Source organism: Nocardia sp. 852002-51101_SCH5132738 (assembly GCF_001665695.1).
In the GTDB taxonomy this organism is placed as follows: Bacteria; Actinomycetota; Actinomycetes; order Mycobacteriales; family Mycobacteriaceae; genus Nocardia; species Nocardia nova.
Window position 1 is genome coordinate 35,742 of record NZ_LZML01000024.1, and the last position, 23,029, is coordinate 58,770.

The 23,029-nt window shown below is 68.7% G+C and carries 21 protein-coding genes; 12 read left to right on the forward strand and 9 right to left on the reverse strand.

Annotated features, from left to right (window positions below):
- Window positions 1–72 precede the first annotated feature (72 nt).
- Together A5789_RS03250 and A5789_RS03255 are read right to left on the reverse strand one after the other, a co-directional pair.
- Window positions 73–645: a hypothetical protein gene (locus tag A5789_RS03250; protein ID WP_063019267.1), complete on the reverse strand. Its 573-nt coding sequence runs from the start codon at window positions 643–645 to the stop codon at window positions 73–75.
- A 198-nt stretch (window positions 646–843) separates the two neighbouring features.
- Window positions 844–1,710, reverse strand: a complete 867-nt coding sequence (locus A5789_RS03255; protein WP_064902609.1) for a peptidylprolyl isomerase — start codon at window positions 1,708–1,710, stop codon at window positions 844–846.
- A 165-nt stretch (window positions 1,711–1,875) separates the two neighbouring features.
- Here A5789_RS03255 and hisS point away from each other — a divergent pair, with 165 nt between their 5' ends.
- The 4 genes from hisS (at window position 1,876) to A5789_RS03275 (ending at window position 5,537) form a co-directional block, all read left to right on the forward strand.
- Window positions 1,876–3,153: a histidine--tRNA ligase gene (gene hisS / locus A5789_RS03260; RefSeq protein WP_064902610.1), complete on the forward strand. Its 1,278-nt coding sequence runs from the start codon at window positions 1,876–1,878 to the stop codon at window positions 3,151–3,153.
- Between the two features lie 14 nt (window positions 3,154–3,167).
- The gene (locus tag A5789_RS03265; protein WP_063019261.1) at window positions 3,168–3,824 is read left to right on the forward strand and encodes a hypothetical protein; all 657 of its coding nucleotides are present in this window, start codon (window positions 3,168–3,170) and stop codon (window positions 3,822–3,824) included.
- A 309-nt stretch (window positions 3,825–4,133) separates the two neighbouring features.
- Window positions 4,134–4,313 (forward strand): hypothetical protein, encoded by a 180-nt coding sequence (locus tag A5789_RS03270; RefSeq protein ID WP_063019260.1) that lies wholly within the window; start codon window positions 4,134–4,136, stop codon window positions 4,311–4,313.
- A 216-nt stretch (window positions 4,314–4,529) separates the two neighbouring features.
- Window positions 4,530–5,537, forward strand: a complete 1,008-nt coding sequence (locus A5789_RS03275; RefSeq protein WP_063019259.1) for a malate dehydrogenase — start codon at window positions 4,530–4,532, stop codon at window positions 5,535–5,537.
- Window positions 5,538–5,562: 25 nt separating this feature from the next.
- Here A5789_RS03275 and A5789_RS03280 read toward each other — a convergent pair whose 3' ends face one another.
- From A5789_RS03280 to A5789_RS03290, 3 genes are all read right to left on the reverse strand, one after another.
- Window positions 5,563–6,432, reverse strand: coding sequence for a TIGR03619 family F420-dependent LLM class oxidoreductase (locus A5789_RS03280; RefSeq protein WP_063014369.1), 870 nt, complete (start codon window positions 6,430–6,432; stop codon window positions 5,563–5,565).
- A 208-nt stretch (window positions 6,433–6,640) separates the two neighbouring features.
- Window positions 6,641–8,314: a hypothetical protein gene (locus A5789_RS38350; protein WP_104365099.1), complete on the reverse strand. Its 1,674-nt coding sequence runs from the start codon at window positions 8,312–8,314 to the stop codon at window positions 6,641–6,643.
- A 3-nt stretch (window positions 8,315–8,317) separates the two neighbouring features.
- A complete protein-coding gene (locus A5789_RS03290) occupies window positions 8,318–8,641 on the reverse strand; it encodes a type VII secretion target (protein ID WP_030513950.1) in 324 nt (107 codons plus the stop codon).
- Between the two features lie 175 nt (window positions 8,642–8,816).
- On the opposite strand from A5789_RS03290, the gene A5789_RS03295 reads away from it, so the two are divergent.
- The 4 genes from A5789_RS03295 (at window position 8,817) to A5789_RS03310 (ending at window position 14,143) form a co-directional block, all read left to right on the forward strand.
- Window positions 8,817–9,809 (forward strand): NAD-dependent epimerase/dehydratase family protein, encoded by a 993-nt coding sequence (locus A5789_RS03295; RefSeq protein WP_063018875.1) that lies wholly within the window; start codon window positions 8,817–8,819, stop codon window positions 9,807–9,809.
- A 90-nt stretch (window positions 9,810–9,899) separates the two neighbouring features.
- On the forward strand, window positions 9,900–10,943 hold the full coding sequence (locus A5789_RS03300) for an Rv2578c family radical SAM protein (protein ID WP_064906032.1): 1,044 nt from the start codon (window positions 9,900–9,902) through the stop codon (window positions 10,941–10,943).
- Window positions 10,944–11,114: 171 nt separating this feature from the next.
- Window positions 11,115–13,067: a 2-oxoacid:acceptor oxidoreductase subunit alpha gene (locus tag A5789_RS03305; protein WP_064906034.1), complete on the forward strand. Its 1,953-nt coding sequence runs from the start codon at window positions 11,115–11,117 to the stop codon at window positions 13,065–13,067.
- Window positions 13,064–14,143, forward strand: a complete 1,080-nt coding sequence (locus A5789_RS03310) for a 2-oxoacid:ferredoxin oxidoreductase subunit beta (RefSeq protein ID WP_064906036.1) — start codon at window positions 13,064–13,066, stop codon at window positions 14,141–14,143. Before A5789_RS03305 ends, A5789_RS03310 begins: the two co-directional genes overlap by 4 nt.
- Before the next feature lie 15 nt (window positions 14,144–14,158).
- Here the strand turns inward: A5789_RS03310 and A5789_RS03315 are convergent, their stop codons facing one another.
- Both A5789_RS03315 and A5789_RS03320 read right to left on the reverse strand, forming a co-directional pair.
- A complete protein-coding gene (locus A5789_RS03315; RefSeq protein WP_063018867.1) occupies window positions 14,159–14,707 on the reverse strand; it encodes a hypothetical protein in 549 nt (182 codons plus the stop codon).
- A gap of 98 nt (window positions 14,708–14,805) precedes the next feature.
- Entirely contained in the window at window positions 14,806–15,705 is a 900-nt protein-coding gene (locus A5789_RS03320; protein ID WP_030513956.1) for a neutral zinc metallopeptidase, read from the reverse strand.
- A gap of 306 nt (window positions 15,706–16,011) precedes the next feature.
- Here A5789_RS03320 and aspS point away from each other — a divergent pair, with 306 nt between their 5' ends.
- Both aspS and A5789_RS03330 read left to right on the forward strand, forming a co-directional pair.
- On the forward strand, window positions 16,012–17,796 hold the full coding sequence (gene aspS, locus A5789_RS03325; protein WP_063018883.1) for an aspartate--tRNA ligase: 1,785 nt from the start codon (window positions 16,012–16,014) through the stop codon (window positions 17,794–17,796).
- 138 nt (window positions 17,797–17,934) lie between these two features.
- Complete coding sequence (locus A5789_RS03330; RefSeq protein WP_064906038.1) at window positions 17,935–18,909, forward strand: DUF389 domain-containing protein; 975 nt, start codon at window positions 17,935–17,937, stop codon at window positions 18,907–18,909.
- A 13-nt stretch (window positions 18,910–18,922) separates the two neighbouring features.
- Here A5789_RS03330 and A5789_RS03335 read toward each other — a convergent pair whose 3' ends face one another.
- A complete protein-coding gene (locus A5789_RS03335) occupies window positions 18,923–19,990 on the reverse strand; it encodes a hypothetical protein (RefSeq protein WP_064906039.1) in 1,068 nt (355 codons plus the stop codon).
- Window positions 19,991–20,239: 249 nt separating this feature from the next.
- Between A5789_RS03335 and A5789_RS03340 the strand changes: the two genes are divergently transcribed.
- Window positions 20,240–21,409 carry a phosphotransferase family protein gene (locus tag A5789_RS03340; RefSeq protein WP_030513960.1) on the forward strand — a complete coding sequence of 390 codons (1,170 nt, stop codon included), beginning with the start codon at window positions 20,240–20,242 and terminating at the stop codon, window positions 21,407–21,409.
- 1 nt (window position 21,410) lies between these two features.
- Here the strand turns inward: A5789_RS03340 and A5789_RS03345 are convergent, their stop codons facing one another.
- Window positions 21,411–22,370 (reverse strand): TauD/TfdA family dioxygenase, encoded by a 960-nt coding sequence (locus A5789_RS03345; RefSeq protein ID WP_082940434.1) that lies wholly within the window; start codon window positions 22,368–22,370, stop codon window positions 21,411–21,413.
- 67 nt (window positions 22,371–22,437) lie between these two features.
- Between A5789_RS03345 and A5789_RS03350 the strand changes: the two genes are divergently transcribed.
- On the forward strand, window positions 22,438–23,028 hold the full coding sequence (locus tag A5789_RS03350) for a helix-turn-helix domain-containing protein (protein WP_064906043.1): 591 nt from the start codon (window positions 22,438–22,440) through the stop codon (window positions 23,026–23,028).
- The last annotated feature ends 1 nt before the right edge of the window (window position 23,029 follow it).

Below are 23,029 nucleotides of genomic sequence, written 5' to 3' on the forward strand. Positions count from 1 at the left end.
AGAACGACCGTCGCCGAAAACGACTGTGCCGCCACCCGTTCCGGGTCGGCGGCACAGTCGTGAGCGGGTTCGTCAGCGAGAACGATCGCGGCCGCGTTCGCGTTCGCGCATCCGCTCGTCGTGTTCACGCGCGCGGGTGACCCGCGGCGGTTCCTCCGGCCGGGTGCGGACCGCGGCCTGCGGCGGCTGCGCCTGACTGACGTCCATGAGCATGCGCACGGCCGCCAATTCCGGCGCCACCCCGACGCGGGACAGATGGGCGGCCAAGGCCTGGCGCCGCTCGGGGGAGTCGTAGCGGGTCAGTTCGCGTTCACGCGCCTTCTGCCGCTCGGCGGTGCGGGCGCCGCGCGCCACCCGGGAATGTTCCAGGCGGTCCTTCTCCAGCGAGATACCGCGTTCCAGGGCGGGCCGCTCGAGCATCCGGGCCAATTCCAGGTTGCGCGGATCCTTCGCCTTGGCTTCGCGAGCCTCGCGCAGCAACCGCTCCCGGGTCTCCTTGACCCGCTCCTGGGTGACCTTCACGCGCGCTTCGGCTTCTCGCTGACCACGTTCGCGGGTGCGCAGTGCGACCAGTGTCGCAAGCTGCAACATTTGCCTCATCAAAGCCGCTGTCTCGCGGCCGATGTCGTCGAGTTCCTCGGCCATTGCCTGCTCCCCGATGCTGCAGTTGTCTCTGTGGACGATTGTGGTGCTTCGTATCGGACTCCGCCACACGAACGGTCGATCCGTGGTGGCGGCGCCCCACCTTCAGCGCTGTCCGTTCTATGAGGTTACCAGCGCGGAGCAGGGCAGCCTAACCCCGGATCCGGTCCATCGCAGGCGGATCCGGGCCCGCGCCGGGGATCAGCTCAGCTGCATCGTCTTCACCGTGACCGGCTGCTTCGGCGCGCCGTCGCCGGTCGACGGGTCCTCGACGCCGTCCTTGGCGATGGCGTCGAGGGTCTTCAGCCCGGCCTCGTCGACGGTGCCGAAGATGGTGTACTGCGGCGGCAGCTGGGAATCGCCGTAGACGAGGAAGAACTGGCTGCCGTTGGTGTCGGGGCCGCTGTTGGCCATCGCCACCACACCACGCTTGTACTGCACCGGAACCCGCTGGGCGTTGGGGTCGCCGGGCGCGAATTGGTCGGTCGGGTACTCGTTGGGGAAGGCATAACCCGGCCCACCGTTGCCCTGACCGCTCGGATCACCGCACTGCAGCACCTTCAGTCCCTCGCCGGTGGTCAGGCGGTGGCAGGGGGTGCCGTCGTAGAACTTCTGCTGCACCAGGCTGACGAAACTGTTGACCGTGCAGGGCGATTCACCGGCGTTGAGCGAAATGCCGATCGGCCCCCGGTTGGTGTCGACGGCGACCTTCGGCGAGTCCGCGGTCGAGACCTCCGCCTGCTCGGGCTTGTGCACCGGTTTGGCGGCCTGGCCGGCATCGGTGTAGGCGCAGCTCACCGTCGCGGTCTTGGGCTTGGCCTCCGGCGGGGGAGCGGCCTGCGGGGTGGACGAGAGCGAGGCGTCGGGGGTCTTGGCCGCGGCGTTCACGGTGTCGTCGCCGCGGGTCAGGTAGTAGATCCCGACGCCGGCCGCGACGACCACGACCACACCGAGCGCCGATCCGGCGATCGCCAGCTGCTTACGCTTGCGCGCACGCTGCGCCTGTCGCTCCAGTCGGCGTTCCAGCTTGCGCTTGGCCGCCGCTCGTCGCTGTTCGTTGGTCGGCACTACCCGGTCCTCCCGTGTCGGTTGCGTATCGGCATAAGAGTGTGCCATCACTTCCTGAGACGACCCCTAACTTCCCCGGATCGTTCCGTACAATCGCGCTGCTCGGCCTCGTGCTGGGTGAACCGGTTGGACTTGCCGCGTCCGGGTGGGGGAAACTGGACCATTGTGACCAAGACCAGCAGCTTCACCGCCCCGAAAGGGATTCCGGATTATGTGCCGCCCACCTCGGCGGAGTTCGTCGCCGTACGGGACGGGCTCGTGCACGCGGCGCGACTGGCCGGATACGGACATGTGGAGTTGCCGATCTTCGAGGACACCGCGCTGTTCGCGCGCGGTGTGGGCGAATCGACCGATGTGGTCACCAAGGAGATGTACACCTTCGCCGACCGCGGTGAACGCAGTGTGACCCTGCGGCCGGAGGGTACGGCCGGGGTCATGCGGGCGGTGATCGAACACGGCCTCGACCGCGGTCAGCTGCCGGTCAAGCTGTGCTATTCCGGCCCGTTCTTCCGCTACGAGCGGCCCCAGGCCGGACGTTACCGGCAGTTGCAGCAGGTGGGCGTGGAAGCGATCGGCGTCGACGATCCGGCGCTGGACGCCGAGGTGATCGCCATCGCCGACGCGGGCTTCCGGTCGCTGGGGCTCGAGGGCTTCCGGCTCGAGATCACCTCGCTCGGCGACGAGACCTGCCGGCCGCAGTATCGCGAACTTCTCCAGGAGTTCCTGTTCGCCCTGCCGCTGGACGAGGAGACCCGCCGCCGCGCCGAGATCAACCCGCTGCGGGTGCTCGACGACAAGCGCAAGGAGGTCCGCGCCCTCACCGGCGAGGCGCCGCTGATGCTCGACCACCTCTCCGACTCGGCGAAGGCGCACTTCGAGCAGGTGCTGGGCCACCTGGACGCGCTCGGCGTGCCGTATGTGGTCAACCCCCGCATGGTGCGCGGCCTGGACTACTACACCAAAACCACGTTCGAATTCGTGCACGACGGCCTGGGCGCGCAGTCGGGTATCGGCGGCGGTGGGCGCTACGACGGGCTGATGGCGGAACTGGGCGGCCAGCCGCTGTCCGGGATCGGGTTCGGGCTCGGTGTCGACCGCACCATGCTGGCGTTGCAGGCCGAGGGTAAGGCCGCGGGCGAACCCGCGCGGGTCGATGTGTTCGGGGTGCCGCTCGGGGAGGCGGCGATGGCCCGGCTGGTGGTGCTCGCGGCCGACCTGCGCGCGGCCGGGATCCGGGTCGACCTGGCCTATGGCGGGCGTGGCGTGAAGGGCGCGATGAAGGCCGCCGACCGGTCCGGTGCGGCGTTCGCGCTGGTCCTCGGCGACCGGGACCTGGCCGACGAACAGGTGGGCTTGAAGGATCTCGGCTCCGGTGAGCAGCGCCAGATCCCGCTCGCCGAGGTGGTGGCGCAGGTGTCGGCGGCGCTGGGCGCGCAGCGGTAGTACGGCGCGGCCTAGTGAACGACGCGAATTCCGCGGCGCAGCAGCCGGTCGGCCTCGACCTCATCGCACCGGAGCTGTACGCGCCGATGCTGCGGCGGCTGGCGCTGGGTGCCATCGGTGCGGGTGTCGTCGTCGGCGTGGTGGTCGGGCTGGTCGTGAGCTGGCCGGCCGGTGTCGTGGTCGGCGCGGTGCTCGGCGCGCCGACGGCGATCTACGCGCTGGCGGTGCGGCGACGGCGAATGTGGTTGTCGGGCACCGTGATCGAGGCTCGGACGCTGGTGGGGCGACGGCGGCTCGACGTCGCCGCGGCGACGGGTGTCGAGGTGCTCGTGTATCCGGGACGGCTGAGCCGGATAGCGCTGCGGATCACCGCGGGCGGCCGGACCCAGACCGTGCCGCTAGCCATGTACACCGACGCCGGCAGCGGACGTGAACTGCACATCCTGGGATTGCGGAAGCTCGCCGACGCGCTTTCCTCCACCGAGTTGGCCGCCGCGCTGGCGCTGTCCGGATTGCTGGTCGGACAGTTGCGGGCCGAGGCTCGGGACGCCGGACTGGAGGAGCGGCCGCTGTATCGGGCGGTGCAGCTGGTGCGGGCGCGCGATATCGTGCAGCCGGTGCGGCTGAGCGACAGTGACATCGCCACACTGAGCCGAGATATCGCTTCCTGAGCGGCGATCGGTATGAAACGGACATAAATTCGTCGGCTCGGAGCGCCGCGCGAACGATATGCCGTCACGGTTCGATAACGGGGTTCCGATCGGGAGCAGCACAGGGCGAATCGGCATTTGCCCCGGTGGGCAACCTCTCGGCTTACTCCGCCGATTGTGATTCGCAGCTCCTGACCGGGGCTGTGACCACACCGGTATCCGGCAAGTCCGGGGTTTGACTCTTTCATGTCTGGAAATACTGATGCGCGCAGCGAACACTGAGAGTCGCAAGTCTTTCAGGATCGGAAGAGTTCGAACGAAGGGTTCGCCATGCATACCATCAAATTCCGCAAAGCAGCCGCGGTTGCCGCCATTGCAGTGGCCCTCGGTGCTGTCGTCGCCCCCGCCGCGTCTGCCGCGACCCCATCGGGCACCTCTCCGACGGCGAGCGACATCGACGGTTCCGTCGCGATCTGCGTCCCCTTGGGCAGTGTCGTATTCTGCATCTGAGCTACCGCGAGAAGGGGTGCCGCCGGAGGGGCGGCGCCCCTTCTCCGTGCTGTGAGTGGCGGGCGAGACCGCCGGGCGGATCATCGAAATCGGTTGCGGGACGGTACCGATGCGCTAGCGCTGTCTGGTTGCTCACGGTGCCGGCTTTCGGCCGGTGAGGGTCGTTAGGGTGAAGATCGAAGCCGACCGTCGAGTTCTCGTGAACAAGGAGTTGTCGTGAGCAATGCCACCCGCACGCCCGTGACCGTCACCGTCACCGGAGCCGCCGGTCAGATCGCCTACGGGTTGCTGTTCCGCATCGCCTCCGGCGCCATGCTCGGCCCGCAGACGCCGGTGCGGCTGCGGTTGCTCGAGATTCCGGCGGCGGTCGGCGCCGTCGAGGGGGTGGCGATGGAGCTCGAGGACGGTGCCTTCCCGCTGCTCGATTCGATCGATATCAGCGACGATCCGTGGGTGGGATTCGACGGCGCCTCGGTCGCCGTTCTGGTCGGCGCCCGCCCGCGCACCGCGGGGATGGAGCGTTCGGATCTGCTGGCGGCCAACGGGCCGATCTTCACCGATCAGGGCGCGGCGATCAATGCCAGCGCGGCCGGCGACGTGAAGGTGCTGGTGGTCGGAAATCCGGCCAACACCAACGCCTTCATCGCGATGAGCAACGCACCCGACGTCCCGGCCGCGCGCTTCACCGCGTTGACCCGGCTCGACCACAACCGGGCCATCGCCCAACTCGCCGCGCGCAGTGGCGCCCCGGCCGCCTCGATCACGCGAATGACGGTGTGGGGCAACCACTCCGCGACGCAGTATCCGGATATCAGCCACACACTGATCGGCGGGCAACCGGCCGATCGCGTGGTCGACGATCCGGCCTGGGTGCGCGAGAGCTTCATTCCCACCGTCCAGCAGCGCGGTACGGCGATCATCGCCGCGCGCGGGGCGTCCTCGGCGGCCAGTGCGGCGAGTGCGGCCATCGACCACATTCACGATTGGGTGCTGGGCACGCCGGCCGGTGACTGGGTGTCGATGGCGGTGCCCTCCGACGGCTCCTACGGGGTGCCGGAGGGGCTCATCAGTTCGTTCCCCGTGACGTGCGCCGGCGGCGAGTACTCGATCGTGCCGGATCTGGAGATCGACGAATTCTCGCGCGAGCGTATCGATCTCAGCGTTGCCGAGCTGGCGGCCGAGCGCGAGGCGGTGATCGATCTCGGCTTCGCCAAGCGCGGCTGAGCCGATCGACCGCTCGCGCCGCCGATCACACCTTGGCGATGACCTTCTCCGCGTACTTCTCCAGATGCGCGATCTTGTCCGCGAGCGGCTCGGTGTCGTCGCCGGCGACGTAGGGGTAGCGGAAGCCGACGATCACGTCGGTGACGCCCTTGTCCTCGAGCCGCTTGATGCCGTCGGTGGTGTAGGCGTCCAGCGAGGCCGCATGAATCTCGAACGGCGTGGACGCGTCACGCTCGGAACGCAATTCGTTCAGCCGGGCGAGCATGCGGTCGAGATCCTCCGGATCGCCACCGGCATGCATCCAGCCGTCGCACAGCCGCACGGCGCGCCGCAACGCGGCATCGCTGTGGCCGCCGACCAGGATCGGCAGCGGTTCGGTGGCACCCGGGGTGATCTTGATCTTCGGGATGTCGTAGAACTCGCCGTGGTATTCGAAGTACTCGCCCCGCGAGAGGCCGCGCACGATTTCGATGCATTCGTCCATGCGCTTGCCGCGCCGCTCGAACGGCACCCCCATGATCTGGAAGTCCTCGGGCCACGGGCTGATGCCGACTCCGAGCGAGAAGCGGTTGCCGCTGAGGTAGGCGAGCGAGGCGGCCTGTTTGGCCACCAGCACCGGCGGGCGGATCGGCAGTTTCACCACGAAGGGGGTGAACCGCAGCGTGGTGGTCACCGCCGCCAGCGCGGCGGAGAGGATGAACGCCTCGATGAACGGTTTGCCGTCGAGGAATTCCCGGTTGCCGTCCGGGGTGTACGGGTAGGTCGAATCCGACTCCGCGGGATAGGCGACGCTGTCGGCGATGGTCATACTGTGGAATCCGGCCGCCTCGGCGGCCTGTGCCAGCGGTACGTAGTGCGCCGGATCGGTCATCGCCTCCGCGTAGGTGAAACGCATCGGTGGTCCTCTCGGGTGTTGCCGATATGAAACTAGAACAGATTCTAGTTGTGCTGGCGATCCTAGTGGGATAGGCAGTGCGTTGTCCCGAGTTCGGCCACTGATCGGGCTAATGAACCTGTTCTAAGTACGGCTCCCGACGACGAATGGCCCGGACCGTACGGTCCGGGCCATTCCGGGTCATGATTCGGCCGACGCGCCGCGGCGATCAGAGCTGGTCGTTCTCGTAATCGCTGATGAGCTCGTCGGAATGGGTCTGGCCGATGACCTCGGGCGCGGTCTCTCCCAGCGGGCCGGTGAGGTCGGTGTTGCCGGTGAGGCTCTGGTAGTTCTGCACCGTGCGGCCGCGCTCGTCGTCGGAGTTGCGCTGCCCGGCGGCCGGTGTGCCGCCGCCCATGAAACCCGAACCGGGCGTGCCCTGGCCGGGCATTCCGGGCATGCCCGGACCGAACGGCATCCCGGGGATTCCCGGCCGGGCGCCCGGAACCGAGGAGCCCAGGCCCGGTTTGGCCGCTGCGCCGCCACCGGACGCGGTGCCGCCGAGCCCGCCCATGAGACCGCTCAGCCCGCCGCCGGCACCACTGCCGCTCATCGAACCCGGGTGCGCGCCGTTACCGCCGAAGGCGCTGGCATGCGTCGAAGCCCCGGGCAGGCCGGAACCGGTCAGGTCACCGAGACCGGCGGCCTGGGTGTCCGCGCCGCCGCCCGACAGCAGATTCTGGGCCTGCTCCACGATCGGCTGCCCGACGTTCTGCGCGACCGCCTGGGCGGCATCGGCCGCCTGCGGCGCGTACTGGCCGGCGAGCTGGTTGACCACATTCGCCAATTGGCCGGTGTAGCCGCCCAATTCGCCGCGGGTGGCGTTGACGATCGTGACCGCCTGGCCGAGATATTCGGTGGCCGTGGCGATCAGCGTGGCCTGACCGGGCGGAGTCAGGGCAACCGGCGCGAGCGCGGTGGCCTGAGTCGCGAACGACTGGGCGACCTGAGTGAGCTGGACGTTGCCGCGCTGCACCACCGCCGCTGCCTCGTCGGTGAGTTTCGAGATGTCGAAGCCGCGCTGGCTGGCGTCCTCACCGTGCGCCTGGACCTGTTGGCCCGCCGCCTGGGCGCTACCGGCCGACTGGCCCTGCCAGACCTGCTCGACCGACTTCATCGCGCCCATGCCGATCTGCATGGCGCTCTGGATGACCTGTGAGGACTGGCTGAGCAGATCGGCCGGATTCAGGGCCCCCATCACACCGGTGCCGAAACTCGACAGCAGGTCGAGGAACGGTTTGAACAGCACGTCGATACCCGGCAGCGCGGGCAGGGCCATACCGTTCATCAGCGCGGCCACCGGATCGGCGGGCATCGGCGGCAGATTCGCCGGCAATGCCGCGGCGACCGGGGCGCCGGCCTGCTGGACCGCGCCGGCGGCACCGTCGAGTGCGGCCGGCGCCTGGTTCAGCGCGGCCTGGGCCCCCTCGAGCACGTGCTGCGCGCCGGGCACTGCGCCGAGCGCTCCGGCGGCCTGATGCAGCGCCTCGTGGCCCGCGCCGAGCAGCGGCGACGCGGCGTCGCCCAGCACACCGGTATGGGCGTCGCCGGCATCGGGGGTGCCGGAACCTCCGCCGGGCAGGTGCGGAGCGCCGACTCCGTGGGAACCGTTGTCCTCGAACTCTTTCCGTGCGGTGGTGAAGGCCGGCGCCGATGCGGGCGGCGTATCCGGCGGCAGCTGCGGCAGCGGGATATCGGTGATCGGGCCCTGCTGTGCGGCCGAGGCCAGCACGGGATCCGGGGTGGATACCGGTGCGGCGGGCGCGATCGGTGAGGTGTCGGCGGCGGGTGCGGCCGGGGCGGCGATGACGCCGGAGTCTGTTCCGGAACCGATGGTGTGCACCGATCAGCCTCCGATCGCGTTGCCGATGGCGCCCAGGGCGCCGGCGGCGGCTCCGTCGTTGTCGCCGAGGATCGCGACGGTGCCGAATGCGGACTGCCCCAAGTGATTACATTTGGCCGACAGGTCGTTGACATCGCTGCAATGCAGTACCTGCGCGGCGGCGAACATCGCCAGATAGTCGGCGCCGATGAGCCCGAAAACGGGCGTCATCGCGGCTACATGCGTCGCGGTGTCCATATCGGCCGCTCCCGCGATTTCGGTTCCGATGCTCTGATGTGTCGCCCCGAACGCGCTGATCGCGCTCTGGTCGGCGGTGAGATCGCTCATCGAACTGCCCCCCAATCATCGTTGGTCAACTGAGTCGTCAACGTCGAACAAGCCTCGCGACCGGGCGTCGACCGGAGGCTGGGCTGGGCTCAATATAACCGACCCGGCCGACGCGATTCGAGTCCGACAAACTAGAACATGTTGCAAATTAGAACGGGTTCTATATTCTCGTCGCATGAAGGTCGCAGTCACCGGCGCAGCCGGCTTCCTTGGCACGAATCTGCTCCACCAGCTGGTGGAGCGCGGTCACGAGGTGACCGCCATCGACCGGGTAAGGCCCTCCGGCGCAACGGATCCGAGTGTGACCTGGGTGAGTGGCGACGTGCTGGATCCGGTGTCGATGCGTTCGGCACTGGCCGGGGCCGAGGTGGTCTACCACCTCGTCGCCGTGATCACCCTCGCGCATCGCAACGATCTGGCCTGGCGGGTGAACACCGAGGGAGTGCGGGTGGTGGCCGAAGCGGCACTCGCCGTCGGCGCCCGGCGCATGGTGCACGCGAGTTCGATCCACGCGTTCGATCAGTACACCTGCGGCGGCCGTATCGACGAGAACGCGCCGCGCTCGGTCGATCCGGGGTTGCCGGTCTACGACCGCTCCAAATTCCAGGGCGAGGTCGAATTGCGCGCGGTCGTCGACCAGGGTCTCGACGCCGTGATCTGCAATCCGACCGGTGTCTACGGCCCGGTCGACCACTCCGACTCCAGGATCAACACGACGCTGTGGGACGCCGCGCGCGGCCGGGTGCCGGTGATGATCGGCGGCGGATTCGATCTGGTCGATGTGCGTGACGTCGCCACCGGCCTGATTCTCGCGGGCGAGCGCGGGCGTACCGGCGAGAACTATCTGCTCTCGGGCGCGATGGTGACGATGCTCGAGGTCACCCAGCTCGCCGCCCAGGTCAACGGAAAGCGGGGCCCGCGCTTCGCCATCCCGGCCAAGGTGATCTCCGGTGCGCTGCCCGTGCTGGAACCGATCGGGAAGATGCTGGGCAGCGATCGGGTGTCGCGGGCGGCGATGGGCGCATTGCTGTCGGCACCCGTGATCGACGGAACCAAGGCGCGGACCGAACTCGGATACCTGCCCCGGCCGACCGAGGAAACCGTGCGTGACCTGGTGGCTTTCTATAAGGGTGAGTCCGTGCGCACGGTCGCGAGCAGTATGGCCTGAGATCGTTGCGGGGTCGGCGCCGCGGCGTGCGCGGGGTGCGTCCGCGGCGCGGTCCTTGACATCGTATCGAACGGGTGTTCGACTTGATGGGTGCGATGGCAGAACCAGAACCCGGCAGCCGACGACGGCGCGCTTCCAGGGCTGGAGCGTGCCGGTTTCGTCCGCAGCGTGCAGACGCCGGAATTCGAGGGCGTCACCTTTCACGAGGTGCTGTGCAAGAGCGCGCTGAACAAGGTGCCGCAGCGTTCGGCGGTGCCGTTCGAATGGACGATCAATCCGATGCGCGGCTGTTCACACGCTTGCAGATACTGCTTCGCCCGGCCCACCCACGAATATCTGGACCTGGACGCCGGCCGTGATTTCGACACCCAGATCGTGGTCAAGACGAATGTGGCCGCGGTGCTGCGCGAGGAACTGCGCCGTCGCTCGTGGCGGCGCGAGCCGGTCGCGCTGGGCACCAATACCGATCCCTATCAACGGGCCGAGGGGCGCTATCGCTTGATGCCGGGGATCATCGCCGCCCTCACCGACGCGGGTACGCCGTTCTCGATTCTCACCAAGGGCACGTTGTTGCGGCGGGACCTGCCGCTGCTCGTGCAATCGGCCCAGGTGGTCCCGGTGAGTCTGGCGGTGTCGATCGCGACGGTCGATGAAGAACTGCACCGCGCGGTCGAGCCGGGTACGCCCGGCCCGCGGGCGCGGTTGGAACTGGTGCGCGCGCTGGCCGAGGCCGGATTCGACGTGAACGTGATGGTGGCTCCCGTCATTCCGTACCTCACCGACGACGTCGCCCACCTGGACCGGTTGCTCGTCGCGATCGCGGCGTCCGGCGGGGCGCGGGCCACCGTGCTGCCCATGCATCTGCGCGGCAGTACCCGGGGCTGGTTCCTGCAGTGGCTGGCCGAACATCACCCGGCGCTCCTGCGGCGATACCGGCAGTTGTACGGTCGTGGGGCGTACGTCACACCGGAGTATTCTGCGTGGTTACGGCAGCGGGTGGACCCGCTGCTCACCCGGTATCGGCTCGACCGGCACCGGGAACGACCGGCACGGGGCCGGGCCGCGGGCCCCTCCGAGCCGGGCGATGACATACAGGCAGTACGGTCCGACCCGCAGTTGGCGTTGTTCGGTTGATCGCTCCGCCGGATACCGGCGGACCCACCGGCCCCTGGGGGCCCGGCCGCGTGCGGCCGAAATTCGTTGTACCGCATGCTCGCCGGGTTGTTCGTTCCACGGATTCTCCGGCGAGCCGCGGAGTAACTTGGCGTGTGGTACCTCATCCCTACGAGGAAGTGATGCAGGCGCATGGTGTCGAATCAGGGCGTTGACGGCCCCACCGGCAGCGAAAAATTGGAGAAGGTCGTCATCCGCTTCGCCGGTGATTCCGGCGACGGTATGCAGCTGACCGGAGACCGATTCACCCACGAGGCGGCCGCCTTCGGCAACGACCTCGCCACCCAGCCGAACTTTCCGGCCGAGATCCGAGCACCCCAGGGCACGCTCCCCGGGGTGTCGTCGTTCCAGATCCAGATCGCCGACTACGACATTCTCACCGCGGGCGATCAGCCCGACGTACTGGTCGCCATGAACCCGGCCGCGCTGAAGGCGAACGTCGACGATCTCGCACGGGGCGCGACGGTCATCGTCAATACCGACGAGTTCACCAAACGCACCCTCGCGAAGGTCGGCTACGAGCGAGATCCGCTGACCGACGACAGCCTCGGTGACTTCGTGGTGCACCGGGTGCCGATGACGTCGCTGACACTGGCCGCCACCGAACCGGCCGGAGTCGGCAAGAAGGACGGCCAGCGCGCGAAGAACATGTTCGCCCTGGGACTGCTGTCGTGGATGTACGGCCGGCCGCTCGGCGGTACCGAGGCCTTCATGCGCGAGAAGTTCGCCGCCACGCCGGAAATCGGCGAGGCGAACGTGCTGGCGTTCCGGGCCGGCTGGAACTACGGCGAAACGACCGAAACCTTCGCCACCACATACGAAGTCGCGCCCGCCGCGTTGCCGCCGGGCACCTACCGGCAGGTCACGGGCAATACCGCCCTGGCCTACGGCGTGATCGCGGCCGGGCAGCTGTCCGGGCTACCGGTATTCCTGGGCACCTATCCGATCACGCCGGCCTCCGACATCCTGCACGAGCTGAGCAAGCACAAGAACTTCGGCGTCACCACCTTCCAGGCCGAGGACGAGATCGCGGGAATCGGTGCGGCACTGGGAGCTTCGATCGGCGGCGCACTCGGCGTGACCAGCACCTCGGGTCCCGGGCTGGCGCTCAAGAGCGAGACCATCGGGCTGGCGGTGATGACGGAACTGCCGCTGGTGATCATCGACGTCCAGCGCGGCGGGCCCTCGACCGGTCTGCCCACCAAGACCGAACAGGCCGATCTGCTGCAGGCGCTGTACGGGCGCAACGGCGAATCGCCCGTCGCCGTCGTGGCTCCCCGCTCACCGGCGGACTGTTTCGCCGCCGCGGTGGACGCGGCGCGGATCGCGCTCACCTATCGCACTCCGGTGCTGCTGCTGTCCGACGGCGCCATCGCCAACGGATCCGAACCCTGGTCGATTCCGCGGGTGTCCGACCTCGAGCCGATCGACCCGGCATTCGAGCCACCGGTGGACGACGGCGCCGCGGCCGGGGCACCGTTCCAGCCCTACGCGCGCGACCCGGAAACCCTCGCCAGGCCGCTGGCCAGGCCCGGCACCGGCGGCCTGGCCCACCGGATCGGCGGGCTGGAGAAGGCGGACGGCAGTGGCAACATCTCCTACGATCCGGCCAACCACGAACTGATGGTTCGCCTGCGTCAGGCGAAGATCGACGGCATCGCGGTGCCCGATCTCGAGGTCGACGACCCCGACGGCACCGCCGAATTGCTGCTGATCGGCTGGGGCAGTTCCTACGGCCCGATCGGTGAGGCGTGCCGGCGGGCGCGCCGCCGCGGCGTGCCGGTCGCGCAAGCACATCTGCGGCACCTCAATCCGCTCCCCGCCAATACCGGCGACGTGTTGCGGCGCTATCGCCGGGTGGTGGCGCCGGAGATGAACGGCGGCCAGCTCGCGCTGCTGCTGCGCGGCAAATACCTGGTCGACGTGCAGCCGTGGACGAAGGTGGCCGGGACCGCCTTCTCCGCCCAGGAGCTGGTCGGCGTCATCGACGCGGCACTGGACGGATCCATCGGCGAGCTGGAACAGAACAAGGCCTTCGATGCCCGGGCCCGGGCGACCTACCGCACGACAGGGGGATACCGATGACCATCCTCGACACCTCGCTCATCGGCGCCGATCTCGGCCTGACCGGCGTGTCCGGAGTACCCGGCGCCGAGGGGCCGCAGAAGGTCAAGGACTTCACGTCCGATCAGGAGGTGCGCTGGTGCCCGGGATGCGGTGACTACGTCATTCTCGCGACCGTCCGCGGCTTCCTCGCCGAGCTGGGTCTGCGGCGGGAAAACCTGATGTTCGTCTCGGGAATCGGATGTTCCAGCCGATTCCCGTACTACCTGGACGCCTACGGCATCCACTCCATCCACGGTCGCGCCCCGGCCATCGCCACCGGACTCGCGGTGACCAGGCCGGATCTGTCGGTCTGGGTGGTCACCGGTGACGGCGACGCCCTCTCGATCGGCGGCAATCACCTGATCCACGCGCTGCGCCGCAACGTGAACATGACGATCCTGCTGTTCAACAACCGGATCTACGGCCTGACCAAGGGCCAGTACTCACCGACCTCCGAATTGGGGAAGGTGACCAAGTCGACGCCGCTCGGTTCGATCGACCATCCGTTCAACACATTGTCGGTGGCGCTGGGAGCGGAGGCGAGTTTCGCCGCGCGCGCCCTCGACTCCGATCGCGCCGGCCTCACCGAGGTGCTGCGCGCCGCGGCCGAACACCGCGGGACCTCGTTCGTGGAGATCCTCCAGGATTGCCCGATCTTCAACGACGGCTCCTTCGACGCGCTGCGCCGCGACAACGCCGAATCGCACCTCATCCGCTTGCGGCACGGGGAACCGATCCGGTTCGGCGCCGACGGTGAATTCGCGGTGGTACGCAACGGTTTCGGGCTCGAGGTCGTCGCGACCGCGGAGGTTGCCGAGAGGGAGATCGTGGTGCACGACGCCCACTGCGAACGATCCGAATACGCCTATGCGCTCTCGCGGTTGACCTCCCAGGACCTGACTCACGTCCCGATCGGCATCTTCCGCGACGTCACCCGCCCCACCTACGACGACGGCGTCCGTGCGCAAACCGCGATGGCCGTCGAGCGCAAACCGGTTGGGCCGCAGTCGCTTCAGGACCTGTTGAACGGCAGGGAAACCTGGACGGTCGGCTGAGCCGGCCGGGCCGGCTCAGCGGTCGGCGACGAAGGCGTCGACCAATTTCTTGCACAGGTCCGCGAAACGGCTGCGGTCGGCCTTCTGTGCGTCGGTGAGTCCGTCGGTGCCGCCGGGGGAGTACACCACCAGATGCACATCCTGGTCGGGTGTGGCTCCCAGGAAGTCGAGCAGGGTGGATCCGCCGTTGCCGTCCTTGGGCATGCCCAGATCCGCTGCCGCCAGCTTCTTGGCGTCCTCGGCGGCGGCGTGGACGGCGTCGAGGGAGACGTGTCCGTTGCGCTGCCGCGGTGCCTTGTCGGCCGGACGATCCGGATCGGCGGCGTCGGGGCTGTCGACCGCATGCCCGTCGGAATAGACGAGCAGGGTCGGGACCGGGGTCACCCCGGCGTGCTCCCCGCCCGGGATCGTGGTCAGAGCCACCGACAGTCCGGCCGCGGGTTCGTCGGCCACGGCGGTCATCGCGCCGCCGGCGATCGTCAGCGCCGCGGCGCATACCGCCACGGCCGCCCGCACACCCGGCAATCCTCGTCTCGCACCGCCGAATTCCCGCACAATGTTCACTTCTGCCCTCCACCCGTCTCGGTCTCGCCGACCATTGTGAACCGCACCGCTACCGACATCCGAGCGACCCGCCCGCTCGAAGAGCTGGCCGCCCACGCTCAGCGCAGGGCCGGCGGATTGTTCAGATCCGCTGCCGAGAAGGTGTCACACGCCGCGACCTGGCCGTTCCGGTAGCCGGTCAGGAACCATTTCTGCCGTTCGGTGGACGAACCGTGCGTCCATCCTTCCGGATTCACCCGCCCGGTGGCGGCCTTCTGGATCCGATCGTCGCCGACCGCCGCCGCGGCGGAGAGCGCGTCTTGGATATCGTTGTCGGACAACGGCTTCAGCAGCGGCTGGGATCCGCCGGGCGCCGGTGTCTTGTCCGCGTAGCTCGCCCACAGGCCCGCGTAGCAATCGGCCTGCAATTCCAGGCGAACCGATCCCGAGTCGGGGCCTTTGGGATCGCGCTGGGCACGGCCGCTGTCGCCCAGCAGGTTCTGGATGTGGTGCCCGAACTCGTGCGCCACCACGTACTCCTCGGCCAGCGGACCACCCGCCGCACCGAACTTGTCCCGCAGCTCCTGGAAGAACCCGGTATCGAAATAGGCCTTGCGGTCCGCCGGGCAGTAGAAGGGTCCGACAGCGCTGGTCGCATTGCCGCATCGAGTGTTGACCGAGCCGGTGAACAGCGTCACACCGGGCTTCGTGTATTGCACCCGGGTCTGACGCGGCAGCACCCCGCCCCAGACGCCGTCGAGACTCTGCGCGGTCAGCACCACCCGGCACTGCGCATACCGGTTCGCGTCACCGTTGGTTTTGCAGACGGAGGTGTCGACACCGCCGGTCTGCGTTCCCGATGTTCCGCTGCCGAGCAGATTGCCCGGATTCACGCCGAACAGCACCGCCAGAATCAGCACGATCAGGCCACCGCCACCGCCCAGGGCGAGTTTGGGACCCATTCCGCCTCCGGTGGAGACCCGGTCCGGATCGATATCCATACCTTCGTTGAAGGTCATCGTTGCTGCTCCTGTGGATCGAGTGGGCTGCTCGGCGCTCGGTCAGCCGAAACAACCTTTACAGCTTTGCATGAGCGCCCGCGGCTCGAGGGCCGAGTGGCTTTCGTGTCCGCCGAGTGCCCCGACGGCGAACCCCGCGGGCGCGACGGCGGATCCGCGGGTGTCCGCCGTCGGGGCCGAGGCGTGCGCGACCCGGCGGGACGCGGGAGCCGGATATCGGTTTCCGTCCGCCGAACCTGTCTCACTACCATGGGGGCGCACCAGGTCATCCCGCGCCCGGTGCACCGTGTCGTCGAAAGGAATCCCGTGCTGCGCACCCACTTGGCTGGTTCGCTGCGAAGCGAGCACGCCGGTCTGACCGTCACCCTCACCGGCTGGGTGGCCCGGCGGCGAGACCACGGTGGCGTGATCTTCATCGATCTGCGCGATGCGTCGGGGGTCGCGCAGGTGGTCTTCCGCGAGGGTGAGCCGGCCGAGCAGGCCCACAGGCTGCGCGCGGAGTACTGCGTGCGGGTCACCGGTGTGGTCGAGGCGCGTCCGGACGGCAGTGAGAACCCGAACCTGCCCACGGGTGCGATCGAGGTGAACGTCACCGAACTCGAGGTGCTCAACGAGGCCGCGCCGCTGCCGTTCCAGCTCGACGATCAGCCCGGTGAGGAGGCGCGCCTGAAGTATCGCTACCTCGATCTGCGCCGCGAGGGCCCCGCCCACGCCATCCGGCTGCGGTCGAAGGTCAACGCCGCGGCCCGCGAGGTGCTGGCCCAGCACGCGTTCGTCGAGGTCGAGACTCCGACGATGACGCGGTCCACCCCCGAGGGCGCGCGTGACTTCGTGGTGCCCGCACGCCTGCAGCCCGGCAAGTTCTACGCCCTGCCGCAGAGCCCGCAGCTGTTCAAGCAGTTGCTGATGGTCTCCGGTGTGGAGCGCTACTACCAGATCGCCCGCTGCTACCGCGACGAGGATTTCCGCGCCGACCGCCAGCCCGAGTTCACCCAGCTCGACCTGGAGATGAGCTTCGTGACGCAGGAGGATGTGATCCTGCTGTCCGAGGACATCCTGGTCGCGCTGTGGAAGCTGATCGGCCACGAGATCCCGACCCCCATTCCGCACATGACCTACGCCGAGTCGATGCGCCGCTACGGCACCGACAAGCCCGACCTGCGCTTCGGCATCGAGATCACCGAATGTGCCGAGTACTTCAAGGACACGCCCTTCCGGGTCTTCCAGGCGCCGTATGTCGGCGCGGTGGTGATGCCGGGTGGGGCCAGCCAGCCGCGGCGCCAGCTCGACGCCTGGCAGGAGTGGGCCAAGCAGCGCGGGGCCAAGGGCCTGGCCTACATCCTGGTCGGCGAAGACGGCACCCTCGGCGGCCCGGTCGCCAAGAACCTGTCCGACGCCGAACGCGAGGGGCTGGCAAAGCACGTCGGTGCCGCGCCGGGCGACTGCATCTTCTTCGGCGCCGGAGAGGAGAAGTCGAGCCGGGCGCTGCTGGGCGCGGCGCGTGGCGAGATCGCGCGCAAGTGCGGCCTGATCGACGAGGACGCCTGGGCGTTCGTGTGGATCGTGGACGCGCCGATGTTCGAACCCGCCGCCGACGCCACCGCGAGCGGTGATGTGGCCCTTGGGCATTCGGCCTGGACCGCGGTGCACCATGCGTTCACCTCGCCGAAGCCGGAGTCCATCGACACCTTCGACACCGATCCCGGCTCGGCGCTGGCCTACGCCTACGACATCGTCTGCAACGGCAACGAGATCGGCGGCGGCAGCATCCGCATCCATCGCCGCGACGTGCAGGAGCGGGTGTTCGAGGTCATGGGCATCAGCCACGACGAGGCGCAGGAGAAATTCGGATTCCTGTTGGACGCCTTCGCTTTCGGCGCGCCGCCGCACGGTGGTATCGCCTTCGGCTGGGACCGCATCACCGCACTGCTGGCCGGAGTGGATTCGATCCGCGAGGTCATCGCGTTCCCGAAGTCCGGCGGCGGTGTGGACCCGCTGACCGACGCGCCGGCCCCGATCACCGCGCAGCAGCGCAAGGAAGCCGGGCTCGACGTGGTGCTCGACGAGCACGGCAAGCCGAAGACCACGTAGGTCCGATCCGCGAACCGCTTCGATCCGAACCCGTGAGCGCCGCCGTGGTTGGGGGCAGCCGCGGCCGCGCACCGGTTAGTCTGCAGATCGTCCGGCGCCACTCGGTGCCGGACGATCTGCAGACGACAGGGGATTGAGGTGCTGCACCTGCGGGCGGTGTGCCCACCGGAGTCGACCGACGCCGCGGTGACCGCGCTGCGGTCCGAGCCCGGCGCCACGCTCATCACCGTGCAGCGCGGCGCCTCGGTCGAACCGCCCGGTGATCTCGTCCAAGCCGATATCGCGCGCGAGTCGGCCAACGACGTGCTGGCCGGTCTGCGCGGGCTGGGCATCAACGACTACGGCGGCATCATGCTCTCCCCGGTGGAAACGGTGCTGTCGACCCCGGCCGACCGCGCGGTCGAGGCGGCGCCGGGCGATCCGTCGGATGCGATCGTCTGGGAGGAGCTGCTCGCCCAGACCCACGAGGAATCGACGCTCAGCCCCACATTCCTGTCGTTCATCACGATCGCGTGCCTGCTGGCCGTCGTCGGTGTGGCCACCGATTCGCCGGTGACGGTCGTCGGCGCCATGGTGGTCGGCCCCGAGTTCGGGCCGCTGGCCGCCATCGCGGTCGCGGTGGTGCGCAGGAACTTTCGCCTCGCCCGCCGCTCGATCCTGGCCTTGCTGATCGGCTTCCCGGTGGCGATGGGGATCGCGGCACTGGCCTCACTGGTGTGGGAACAGTTCGGCTGGATCACCGTCGATCGCATCCACGCCATCCGCAACGTGGACTTCATCTACGAGGTGGGGCCGTTTTCACTGGTGGTGGCGCTGCTCGCGGGTGCGGCGGGGATGATGTCGCTGGTGACCGCGAAGTCGGCGGCGCTGGTCGGGGTGTTCATCTCGGTGACGACGATTCCGGCCGCGGGTTTCGCCGCGGTCGCCGCCACCGTCGGCGAATGGCACAAGGCCTTCGAGTCGATCGGCCAGCTGGGCGTGAACATGGTCGGCATCGTCGTGGCGGGCATCATCGTGCTGCAACTGCGTCCCCACCACGGGCACGCGCTGGGCCCGCCACGTCCGAAGCGGCTGAATGTGCTGGCGCGCTGGTGGTCCGGCGACGACCGCTGAGCCGGCGGCCGGCTCAGGCGATCAATCCGCCGGTGAGCATCCGGTAGGAGTAGGTGACCGCGATAACAGTGAGCGGTCCCACCACCAGCAGGCCGATGCCGCACAGTGCGGTGGCGACGATGGTCAGCGCGGCGACGGTCAGGGCCAGCAGCAGCGTCGGGACGAAATTCGAGACCACCAGTTGCACACTGGCTTTGATCGCGCTGAACGGATCGAGGTCCTGGTCGATGACGTAGTGCAGCGAGAACATGCACAGATAGCCGACGATGAGTGCCGGCAGGATGCACAACACCGCGCCGACGCAGGCCGCCACGAAGACGAGCAGCGCGGTGATCAGCACGTTGCCGGCGTTGACGAAGCCGAAGAACGAGGCGAAATCCGGTGGTGTGCCGTCGGTTTCGTACAACGCGCCGCGAATCATCGCCGCCTGCAGCAGCCAGACCACGACCGCCGCGAGCAAGCCGATCAGCATCACCGGCATCAGCGAGTTCATATGCGTGACGTTCACCACCACCGTCACCATCAGATAGGCGACGAATCCGACGAGCGTGATCGCGACCCAGGGAATCGGATTGGCGCGGAAGCGATCCCACGCGAAGCTGAGCGCCCGGCCGATATTGAGACCCGGTGCCGCGGCGTAGCCCGGTCCGCCGGGGTATCCCTGCGGCGCGCCGTAACCGGGCGTGCCCTGTGGCGGCATGCCGTTATCCGGTGCGCCCCAGGTCGGATCGGCGGGCGGCGGATAGGCGCCCGGCGGGACGCTGCCGGGCGGACCGTAGGTGGGCCCGGGCTGTCCCTGTGCTCCGGACGCCACCGGGGGCACCCCGCCCGGAGTGACCGGCGGCGGCTCGCCCGGCGCCCCGCCGTACCGGGAGGCGCCGTACTGCGGGGCCCCGGTGCCCTCGAACTGCGGATATCCCGTGGCTCCGGCCATTTCGGGCCCGCCCGGCGTTGCGGGATGTTCGCCTGTCCCGGCGCCGGGTCGTCCTGGACCGGTGGGATGCTGCCCGGGCCGGCTCTCCGGTCGCCGTTCACCGCCTTCGCCGGTGTCGCGGGGTGCGGACTGCGGGGAGTCGGTCATCGTCGGACCTTTCGAATCACCTGGGTTCTGGTGCGGCACACTGCAGTTGAGATTTCGACACAACCGGACACGGCCGGGCGTGTCAAGTGACGGGCCGCGGTATCCGGCCGGATCCGCGACCCGGCCGACGATGAGCGTAATGAGCATCTCGGTCCGGTCGCAGCCGCTCGGCGGGGACACGCCGACGACGCGCGAAAGGTTGCCGAACCGCTCGCTGAAAGTGACCTGGAGCGAGTAACTTGGTTGGCGATGACCGCACTACTGGCCGAACGCGCCGCCGAAGTCGTGTCCGCGGCACAACAGTTGCTCACGAAGCGCATGGGTGCTGCGGTGAAGCTGAGCGATCCCATCGAACTCAGCGGCAGTGGCAGGACGACGGTGCTGCGCGTACGCGTAGCGGAGAACTCGTTCTCACTTCCCCGTACCCTGATCGTCAAGCAGGTCCGTGGCGCCGCCCAGGAGCGCCGGATCGGTGGTTTGGCACCCGGGGTCGCGAGTATCGATTCGGCGTTTCTGCGTGAGGCGGTGTCCTATCAGTTCACCACCGCGCTCAGCAGCGAGCACCGTCCCGGCGCCTATCTGCTGGCGCACAGCCTGCCGGATCGGCTGCTGATCCTCAGCGATCTGGGCGAGAACATGTCGCTCACCTCGGTGCTGCAAACCGGCGCCGAACCCGCCACCCGCAACGCTCAGATGGCGTTCGCGCAGGCATTGGGCCGCATGCACGCCGCAACGGTCGGCCGGGAGGCCGATTTCGTGGCGCTGCTGCGGCGGGTGGAGGTGGTGCACCGGGTCGACGGGATCGCCCAGCAGGCCGAGGCCGCCATCGGTGAGGTCCCCGGAATGCTGGCCCGTGAGGTCGGCATCGACGTGCCGGGCGAGATCGCGGAGCGCATCGTGCGGGGCAATCGCCTCTTCTCCGCGGGCCGCTTCCGCGCGTTCAGCCCCTCCGACCTGTGCCCCGACAACGTGATCCTCAACGACGAGGGCGCTCGGTTCCTCGACTACGAATGGGGCGGTTTCCGCGACGCCACGCTCGATATCGCCTACGCGCTGGTGTCGTTCCCCGGCTGCCTGTGCGACTTCGAACTCTCCCGCGAGCGGGCGCATCAGATGGTCGAGGCCTGGCGCTCGGAGGTCGTGGGCGTGTGGCCGGCCCTCGCCGACGACGATCTGCTTGCCGAACGCATCCTCGAGGCCCGGCTCATCTGGGTCTGGCTGACGACGTTCTGGTTCCTGCCCGCCGATCACACCCGCATCGCGGCGGCCCGCGAACACGGACTGTCGGTGCCGCGCTCGGCCGCCCTGATCAATCGCTGGGCCGCCCTCGCCGAGGATGCGCGCTGCACCGGCGACGACACGCTCGGCGACTTCGCCGAGCATGTCTCCGCCACCCTCGAGGAACTCTGGGAGGAGTGACTCAGCGGGCCGGGCGCGGCCCGACGATCGAGGCTCGTTCCATGATCCGGGTCTGCGGCCAATAGTCGCTGGCGGCATAGTGCTGCACGGCCCGGTTGTCCCAGAAGGCGACGGTGTCGGGCTCCCAGTGCAGCCGCACCTGGTGTTCGGGATAGTCGGCCTGGCGGCAGAGCCGGTCCAGCAACTCGCGGCTCGCCTCGGGATCCATGCCGTCGATGCGGTCCACGAAGATCCGGTTGACGTAGAGGTGGCGGCGTCCGGTCGCCTCGTGCGTGCACACCACCGGGTGGCTGACCGGCGGATGCTGTGCTCGCATCGCCTCCTGCGCTTCGGTCGTCTGCCCGCGGCCGAATGCCCGGGTGTAGTCGTGGGTCGCGGTGAGGTCGTCGATCTCGGCGCGGGTGGCGGCATCGAGCGCCTCGTAGGCGGCGTACATATCCGAGAACAGGGTGTCGCCGCCGATCGCGGGAACGGCGACGGCGTGCAGGATCGCACCCATGGACGGCTGCGGCCGCCACGTCACGTCGTGATGCCAGATGTTCTCGACCCCCGCGATGGTCGGCGTCTTCTCGAAGCGGACCAGTTCCGGCTGTTCGGTGTTGGACGGAATGAACGGATGCACCTCGAGCGTGCCGAAGCGCGCCGCGAACGCGACATGCTGCCCGGCCGTCAGCGGCTGATCGCGGAAGAACAGCACCTTGTACTCGTGCAGTGCCCGGCGCAGTTCCGCGATCACCTCCGCGGGCAGCTCCCGGGTCAGGTCCACGCCGCTGATCTCCGCGCCGAGGGTGACGCCGGCCTGCCGCGCGTCGAAATGCTGCCAGCGCAGCGCGGCCAGTCGGTCACGCTCGGCGACCAGATGGGTGAACGGGCCCGCGATCAGCGGAAATTCGGGCAGTGGGAACGAGCTCACGCCGTAGTGGGCGACCGGTTCGGTCTCCGCGGCGGTGGTGTGCGTCATGGCGTTTCCTTCGGCGATCGGGCGACTGTAGTCAATTGACTACACCGGTATTCGCTACTGTAGCCCGATGTCCGAGAACCCGCCATCGACTCCGCGTCGCGACGACTCCGGCGCCGGACCGGTCGGTCGTGCGGCGGTCGTCGCGGCGGTCACGGAGGCCGCCGCCGACCTGTTCGCCGAGCGCGGCCCGGCCGCGACCTCGATCCGGGATATCGCCGACCGTGCGGGGGTGAACCACGGCCTGGTGTTCCGGCATCTCGGTGCGAAGGACAAGCTGGTCGGAGCCGTGCTGAGCTATCTCGGCGAACAATCGGGCGCACTGGCCGCCGCCGGACAGCTCACCGCCACCGATCCCCGGCTGCGCCGGCATCTGACCGTGCTGGCCCGCTGCATCCTGGACGGCTATCCGGTCGGTGAGCTGCAAGAACAGTTCCCGGTGATGGCGATGCTGATCGAGAACCTGCGGCCGCAGATGGACAGCGACCGCGCCGCCGGACTGGCGGTGGCACATCTGGCCGCGTTCGCCATGGGCTGGCAACTGCTCGAGCCGTTCCTGCGCAGCGCCGCGGGCCTGCGCGAGCTGACCGACGCCGAACTGCGCGCGTCGATCGAGGCGCAGGCCGCGCGGATTCTGCGTCACGACCCCACCTCGTCCTGAA

Excerpts from the sequence above, each read along its gene's own strand:
- A5789_RS03295 (WP_063018875.1), top strand. The coding sequence starts at position 8,817 with ATGAAGGTCGCAGTCACCGGCGCAGCCGGCTTCCTTGGCACGAATCTG.
- A5789_RS03310 (WP_064906036.1), top strand. The coding sequence starts at position 13,064 with ATGACCATCCTCGACACCTCGCTCATCGGCGCCGATCTCGGCCTGACC.
- A5789_RS03270 (WP_063019260.1), top strand. The coding sequence starts at position 4,134 with ATGCATACCATCAAATTCCGCAAAGCAGCCGCGGTTGCCGCCATTGCA.
- A5789_RS03350 (WP_064906043.1), top strand. The coding sequence starts at position 22,438 with ATGTCCGAGAACCCGCCATCGACTCCGCGTCGCGACGACTCCGGCGCC.
- A5789_RS03250 (WP_063019267.1), bottom strand. The coding sequence starts at position 645 with ATGGCCGAGGAACTCGACGACATCGGCCGCGAGACAGCGGCTTTGATG.
- A5789_RS03280 (WP_063014369.1), bottom strand. The coding sequence starts at position 6,432 with ATGCGTTTCACCTACGCGGAGGCGATGACCGATCCGGCGCACTACGTA.
- A5789_RS03320 (WP_030513956.1), bottom strand. The coding sequence starts at position 15,705 with ATGACCTTCAACGAAGGTATGGATATCGATCCGGACCGGGTCTCCACC.
- A5789_RS03335 (WP_064906039.1), bottom strand. The coding sequence starts at position 19,990 with ATGACCGACTCCCCGCAGTCCGCACCCCGCGACACCGGCGAAGGCGGT.
- A5789_RS03345 (WP_082940434.1), bottom strand. The coding sequence starts at position 22,370 with ATGACGCACACCACCGCCGCGGAGACCGAACCGGTCGCCCACTACGGC.
- A5789_RS03340 (WP_030513960.1), top strand. The coding sequence starts at position 20,240 with ATGACCGCACTACTGGCCGAACGCGCCGCCGAAGTCGTGTCCGCGGCA.
- A5789_RS03290 (WP_030513950.1), bottom strand. The coding sequence starts at position 8,641 with ATGAGCGATCTCACCGCCGACCAGAGCGCGATCAGCGCGTTCGGGGCG.
- A5789_RS03305 (WP_064906034.1), top strand. The coding sequence starts at position 11,115 with ATGGTGTCGAATCAGGGCGTTGACGGCCCCACCGGCAGCGAAAAATTG.